Genomic DNA, 6189 nt, shown 5'->3' with positions numbered 1-6189 from the left:
AGGCGCGGGGGGCCAAGGATGTCGGAAAAGGGGAAAGGGCGGGGGAACCAAAAAGAAAACGGACGCCAAAAAGGGGGGGGGGCCCACCGCGGGGGGGGGCCCCCCCCGCCGTCGCGCTGGTCACAGTGCGTGGCGGACCCACACGTTCGGCTCGACGTAGACCGCGTAGCCGCGGGAGACCTCGCAGTGCACCGGGACCAGCGCGCCCTCGACCTCCACCGGGCCGTCCGTGTCGAACGGCAGCCCGGTCCAGGCACGCCACTGCTCCACCGAGGCCGCGACCGTCATCGAGGCCGGGGCCACCGCCTCCACCGTGGCGCCGGCCCGGACGTGGACGCGCAGCCACGGGTCGTGGGGCAGGCCGTCCGACTCGCGCGTACGGAAGGCGTACTCGTGGATGGAGGACGCGGCCTCCAGGTGCTTGCCGTTGGGGCGGACCGGGGCGACGACCTCCGAGAAGCCGAGGCGGCGGGCGTTGTCCCGCATGGCACCCAGCATCTTCGCCGAGAGCCCCCGGCCCAGCGCGCTCGTGTCCACGGTGACCTCGATCGCGCTGACCGTGTCCGGGACGCGCCCGTGCCGACGGTCGGAGAACGCCCAGAGGAGCACCTGGTCCCAGCCGGTGGCGGGCAGTTCGCCGCGCCCCTCGGCGTGGAGCTGGAAGGGGACGCTGAACGCACGGGCGACGACCTTGCCGTCGGGGTCGGTGCCGACGAGGACGTACTCCGGCAGCTCCGTGACGATCCGGCCGAAGTGCGACCAGCCCACCGGGTCGTTGACCGTGAACTCCGGCCAGAGGTCCTTCATCGCCCACATCGCGCCTTCGAGTTCGGGGCGCTCGGCGAGGGTCGTTATGTGCAGTTCCATGATCGCAGGCTAACGACCGTTCGCGTACCGGAGAAACGATTTACGGAAGCCTCTGCTCCGGGCAGCGTCCGAGGACCTTCCGCATCGCGTCGAGCTCACCGCGGGTGACCCAGACCCCGTACTTCTTCTTCACCGCGACCTGCGCGGCGACGTAGGTGCAGCGGTACGCCTTGTTCGGCGGCAGCCAGGTCGCCGCGTCCCCGTCGGACTTGCGCCGGTTGGCGGTCGCCTCGACGGCGAGCAGGTTGAGCGGGTCGTTGGCGAACCGCCGCCGCTTCTCCGCGTCCCAGTTCTGCGCGCCCTTCTGCCAGGCGTCCGAGAGCGCGACGAGATGGTCGATGTCGACCCTGCTGCGACCGCGGACGAAGTCGACGCGGTCCCCGGTGTACGGATCGTCCGCCAGGATCCCGGAGGCGACCTTGCAGCGACCGTCCTTGAGGCGGACGTCCGCCAGGTCACGCCTGAGGATGTCGTCGCGGGTCCCACAGCCGTTGCCGTCGACGTCGGCCCAGGCCCGGCCGAACTTCTCCCGGTCGTAGCCGGTCTTGGGGGCGCGGCCCTTGACGGTGAGGGTGTCCACGGCGGCGAGCGCGGAGCCGCGCGCGGCGGGGGCGCCCTCGGCCGGTGAGCCGTCAGGGGCCTGCGTACAGCCGGAGGTTATGAGGACGGCGGAGGCGAGGGCGGCGAGGGGGAGGAACCCGCGATAGCTGAGCACGTCCGGATCCTAACCAGACCCCACTTGGTCCAGACCACTAGGCCGTTCGGCGCGCGGGATCGAGAAGGGGCGCGTAGCGTCGAATCAGCCGTATGTCCCTTTTCGAAGGAGTCGCGCACATCATGGGGATCATGGACAAGCTCAAGGGCATGATGGGCCAGCACCCGGACAAGGCCCAGCAGGGCGTCGAACGCGGTGGCGACACGATCGACCAGAAGACCGGCGGCAAGCACGCCGGCCAGGTCGACCAGGGCCAGCAGAAGGCTCAGGAGTACATCGACAGGCAGCGGGGCCAGGACCCGCAGCGGGGGCAGGACCAGCCCCCGACCTGAGGCTCCTCCACACACGTCCGGCCGTGGGGTACGCGTCACGCGCGCGCCCCACGGCCGCGGTGCGCCCCGGCAGGACCACCGCACCCCGGCGACGCCGGATACCGGGCGAGGGCCGAGGCGCTGGCCCTCGACACACGGTGAGCACGTGCGGGGCGGGGCCGACCCCGCCCCGCACGCCTCCTACGACCCGAGAATCGTGGTCAGGAACTCCCCCGTCCACGCCAGCAGTTCGCGTCCCACCACGGGCTTCCCACCGATCTTCCCGCTCGTCGGGCGGGGCACCAGGATCTGGTGGACGGCCGGCTTGACGACCGTCCGCGGGTGGAGCCGCTTCAGCCGCAGCTCCTGCGACTCCCGCAACTCCACCGGCGCGAAGCGGATGTTCGGCCCCTGGAGCACGATCTCGCCGACGCCGCAGGCACGGGCGAGCATCCGCAGACCGGCGACCAGGAGCAGGTTCTCCACCGGCTCGGGCAGCTTGCCGTAGCGGTCGGTGAGCTCCTCCCGTACCGCCTTGACGTCCTCCTCCGTGTTGGCGGCGGCGATCGCCCGGTACGCCTGGAGGCGCAGACGCTCGCCGGGCGCGTAGTCGTGCGGCACGTGCGCGTCGACCGGCAGCTCGATCTTGACCTCCAGCGGCGGCTCCTCCTCGACACCGCCCTCCAGGGAGGCCCGGTAGTCGGCGACCGCCTCGCCCACCATCCGTACGTACAGGTCGAAGCCGACGCCCGCGATGTGTCCGGACTGTTCGCCGCCGAGCAGGTTGCCCGCGCCGCGGATCTCCAGGTCCTTCATCGCCACGTACATGCCCGCGCCCATCTCGGTGTGCTGGGCGATCGTCGCGAGCCGCTCGTGCGCGGTCTCCGTCAGCGGCTTCTCCGGCGGGTAGAGGAAGTACGCGTACCCGCGCTCGCGCCCACGGCCCACACGGCCGCGCAGCTGGTGCAGCTGCGAGAGGCCGAAGTTGTCGCCGCGCTCGACGATCAGGGTGTTGGCGTTGGAGATGTCGATGCCGGACTCGACGATCGTCGTCGAGACCAGCACGTCGAACTTCTTCTCCCAGAAGTCGACCACGACCTGCTCCAGGGCCGACTCCGACATCTGGCCGTGCGCGGTCGCGATCCGCGCCTCCGGAACGATGTCCCGCAGCCGCGCCGCCGCCCGGTCGATCGACTCCACCCGGTTGTGGATGTAGAAGACCTGGCCCTCGCGCAGGAGTTCACGGCGGATGGCCGCGCCGATCTGCTTCTCCTCGTACGGCCCGACGAAGGTGAGGACCGGGTGCCGCTCCTCGGGCGGGGTGGTGATCGTCGACATCTCGCGGATGCCGGTGACCGCCATTTCGAGCGTACGGGGGATGGGGGTGGCGGACATCGTCAGGACGTCGACGTTGGCCCGGAGCTTCTTCAGCTGCTCCTTGTGCTCGACGCCGAAGCGCTGCTCCTCGTCGACGATGACCAGGCCGAGGTCCTTGAACCTGGTCTCGGAGGAGAAGAGGCGGTGGGTGCCGATGACGATGTCGACGGAACCGTCCTTCAGACCCTCCATCGTCGCCTTCGACTCCGTCTCGGTCTGGAAGCGGGAGAGCGCCCGGGTGACGACGGGGAACTGCGAGTACCGCTCCGAGAACGTGCCGAAGTGCTGCTGCACGAGCAGCGTGGTCGGTACGAGCACGGCGACCTGCTTGCCGTCCTGGACCGCCTTGAACGCCGCGCGGACCGCGATCTCCGTCTTGCCGTAGCCGACGTCACCGCAGATCAGCCGGTCCATCGGGACCGTCTTCTCCATGTCCTCCTTCACCTCGGCGATGGTGGACAGCTGGTCGGGCGTCTCCACGTACGGGAAGGCGTCCTCCAGCTCCCGTTGCCAGGGGGTGTCGGGGCCGAACGCGTGCCCCGGGGCCGCCATCCGGGCGCTGTACAGCTTGATCAGGTCGGCGGCGATCTCCTTGACCGCCTTCTTCGCCCGCGCCTTGGTCTTCGTCCAGTCCGCGCCGCCGAGCCGGTGCAGCGTGGGGGCCTCGCCACCGACGTACTTGGTGACCTGCTCCAGCTGGTCGGTCGGGATGTAGAGCCGGTCGCCGGGCTGGCCGCGCTTGGCCGGGGCGTACTCGACGAGGAGGTACTCGCGGGTGGCGCCCTGCACGGTCCGCTGGACCATCTCGATGTACCGGCCGACACCGTGCTGCTCGTGCACGATGTAGTCGCCGACCTCCAGGGTCAGCGGGTCGATCGTCTTGCGCCGCTTGGCCGGCATCCGCTGGCCGTCCTTGCCGGCCGCCTTCTGGCCGGACAGGTCGGTCTCGGTGAGGACGGCGAGCCGGAGCGCCGGGTCGACGAAGCCGTAGTCGATCGAGCCGGTCGCCACATGGACCACGGACGGGGTGACCTCGGCCAGGTCCGCGTCGAGCCGGGCCGCGATGCCCTCACCGCCGAGGACCTCGACCGTGCGGGTCGCCGGGCCGTGCGCCTCGGTGACGTAGACCGTGCGCCAGCCGTCGGCCAGCCAGCCCTTGGTGTCGGCGAGCGCCCGGGCGGTGTCGCCGCGGTACGTCTCCGGCGCGCGCATCCCGAGCTTCAGGGTGTCGTCGTCGAGCGTCTCGTCCGCCGCGAACGGGGAGACCGACCACCACATCATGTCGAGCTCGCGCGCCCGGTCCCGCACGTCGGCGATCCCCCAGAGGGAGGCCGCGCCCACGTCGATCGGCGCCTCGCCGCCCCCGGCGGTCGCCGCCCAGGACGCCTGGAGGAACTCCTGTGACGTCGCGACGAGGTCGGCGGCGCGCGTCCGGACCCGCTCCGGGTCGCACACGACGGCCATCGAGCCCTTCGGCATCACGTCGAGCAACAGCTCCATGTCGTCCACCAGGACGGGCGCGAGGGACTCCATGCCCTCGACGGCGATCCCCTCGGCGATCTTGCCCAGCAGCTCGCCCAGCTCGGGGTGGCGTTCGGCGAGCTCCCGCGCCCGGGACCGCACGTCGTCGGTGAGGAGCAGCTCGCGGCAGGGCGGGGCCCACAGGCCGTGTTCGGCGACTTCGAGGGAGCGCTGGTCGGCGACCTTGAAGTAACGGATCTCCTCGACGTCGTCGCCCCAGAACTCGATCCGGAGCGGGTGCTCCTCGGTGGGCGGGAAGACGTCCAGGATGCCGCCGCGGACGGCGAACTCGCCGCGCTTCTCGACCAGCTCCACACGCGAGTACGCGGCGGCCGCGAGGCCCTCCACGATCTCGTTCAGGTCGGCCGTCTGCCCGGTGCGCAGGGAGACGGGCTCCAGGTCGCCGAGGCCCTTGACCTGCGGCTGGAGCACGGACCGTACGGGCGCGACGACGACGGAGACCGGGCCGGCGGCCGGGTCGTCGGTGGACGGGTGGGCCAGGCGGCGCAGCACGGCGAGGCGCCGGCCGACGGTGTCCGAGCGGGGCGAGAGCCGCTCGTGGGGCAGCGTCTCCCAGGAGGGGTAGTCGACGACCCTGTCCGGGTCGATGAGGCTGCGCAGGGCGGCCGCCAGGTCCTCGGCCTCCCGCCCCGTCGCGGTGACCGCGAGGACGGGCCGCCCGGTGTCCCGCGCGAGCGCGGCCACCGCGAAGGGGCGCGCGGCCGGGGGGCCGACGAGGTCCACGTGCGTGCGGCGGCCGTCGGACGCGGCCTTGACCGCTTCGGCGAGGGCCGCGTCCTTGACGACGAGGTCGAGCAGACCGTGCAGGCTCATGGAGCTTTCCATCCCGGGTTCGGACGACGGGGGCGGGCAACGCGAACAGCCCGACACGTCACACGGGCCGGGTGTTCCCGGCCCGTGTGACGGGCCGGGTGCTCCCCCAGCCTACGACGTGGCCGGCACCCGGGCGCGAGGGAATGCGTGCCCGCGCCGGGGTGAGAGCGGGCGAACCGGCCGGCGGGCCCGCGCGCCTCCCGGGCTCGGGTCTCCTGCCGGGGCCCGCTCGTCCGCCTGCCGGGCTCGGGTCTCCTGCCGGGGCCCGCTCGCGCGCCCCCGGGCTCAGGTCTCCTGCCGGGGCCGCTCGGGCGACCTCGAACTCAGGTCTCCTGCCGGGGCCGCTCGGGCGACCCCGGACTCAGGTCTCCTGCCGGGCCCGCTCGTCCGCCCCCGGGCTCAGGTCTCCTGCCAGGGCCCGCTCGCGCGCCCCCGGATTCCGGTCTCTCTGCCGGGCCCGCTCGCGCGCCCCCGGGCTCGGGTCTCCTGAGGGAGAACGGCCTCGACCCCGTCTCCCATCCCCCTCTAACGCTCTCGATGAAGAAAGAGGTGTAGGTCTCGGTG

At 72.0% G+C, this 6189-nt stretch carries 4 protein-coding genes; 1 reads left to right on the top strand and 3 read right to left on the bottom strand.

The annotated features are described in order from the left end of the window. Nucleotides 1-120: 120 nt before the first annotated feature. Entirely contained in the window at nucleotides 121-867 is a 747-nt protein-coding gene (locus tag ACFUJR_RS17875; RefSeq protein WP_383180817.1) for an N-acetyltransferase, read from the bottom strand. Nucleotides 868-907: 40 nt separating this feature from the next. Next, nucleotides 908-1582, bottom strand: coding sequence for an HNH endonuclease family protein (locus ACFUJR_RS17870; protein WP_383180820.1), 675 nt, complete (start codon nucleotides 1580-1582; stop codon nucleotides 908-910). A 92-nt stretch (nucleotides 1583-1674) separates the two neighbouring features. On the opposite strand from ACFUJR_RS17870, the gene ACFUJR_RS17865 reads away from it, so the two are divergent. Then, nucleotides 1675-1914 (top strand): antitoxin, encoded by a 240-nt coding sequence (locus ACFUJR_RS17865; protein WP_383180823.1) that lies wholly within the window; start codon nucleotides 1675-1677, stop codon nucleotides 1912-1914. A gap of 180 nt (nucleotides 1915-2094) precedes the next feature. Here the strand turns inward: ACFUJR_RS17865 and mfd are convergent, their stop codons facing one another. Beyond that, nucleotides 2095-5625 carry a transcription-repair coupling factor gene (mfd, locus tag ACFUJR_RS17860; protein ID WP_383180826.1) on the bottom strand — a complete coding sequence of 1177 codons (3531 nt, stop codon included), beginning with the start codon at nucleotides 5623-5625 and terminating at the stop codon, nucleotides 2095-2097. Nucleotides 5626-6189 lie beyond the last annotated feature (564 nt).

The sequence above is a fragment of the Streptomyces sp. NPDC057271 genome, assembly GCF_042668715.1.
Taxonomy (GTDB): domain Bacteria; phylum Actinomycetota; class Actinomycetes; order Streptomycetales; family Streptomycetaceae; genus Streptomyces.
Note: the sequence above shows the minus strand (reverse complement) of the source record. Positions and strands in the feature narration are given on the sequence as shown.

What these genes read in the sequence shown, in the direction of transcription:
- ACFUJR_RS17875 (WP_383180817.1), bottom strand. Translation starts at nt 867, where the DNA reads ATGGAACTGCACATAACGACCCTCGCCGAGCGCCCCGAACTCGAAGGC.
- ACFUJR_RS17865 (WP_383180823.1), top strand. Translation starts at nt 1,675, where the DNA reads ATGTCCCTTTTCGAAGGAGTCGCGCACATCATGGGGATCATGGACAAG.
- mfd (WP_383180826.1), bottom strand. Translation starts at nt 5,625, where the DNA reads ATGAGCCTGCACGGTCTGCTCGACCTCGTCGTCAAGGACGCGGCCCTC.